Below are 384 nucleotides of genomic sequence, written 5' to 3' on the forward strand. Positions count from 1 at the left end.
GCCCACGTCGAACGGTTCGCCGCCGCCCGCCCCGCGCGCGCGGCGCCCCCCGGCCGCCGGCGCCCCTCGCCACTGGGTCCCTCCCCGTCGCTGAGCGTCGCTCACCTCGAGCGGCCGGCGGCGGCGGCCGGTGGGGGCGCGCTGCGCGGCGGCGTCCGCGGCGGGGGCGGTGTCGGTGTCGAGGACGGCCGGGGTGTGGCGGGGCGGCGCGGCGGGGTTCTCGGGCGCCGCCCGAGGGACCACGCGAGCTGCACGCGGGAGGTGCAGCCGAGGGGGCGCTTCTCCTGGCGGTCGTGGTTGTCCAGCTGGAGGTGGGGGGGGGTGTGGGGGTGCGGGTCCTGGTGCTCGTGGTGGTCGGCCGGGCGACCGGGGGCGGGCGTGGAC

Annotated in this window: 1 protein-coding gene; it reads right to left on the bottom strand. The window is 82.0% G+C overall.

The genetic code is table 11. The annotated features are described in order from the left end of the window. A partial coding sequence (locus PUR71_RS02915) for a hypothetical protein (protein ID WP_329924705.1) occupies positions 1-243 on the bottom strand: 243 nt, incomplete at its 3' end. Positions 244-384: the final 141 nt, after the last annotated feature.

This window comes from Streptomyces sp. SP17BM10 (assembly GCF_036322405.1).
Taxonomy (GTDB): Bacteria; Actinomycetota; Actinomycetes; order Streptomycetales; family Streptomycetaceae; genus Kitasatospora.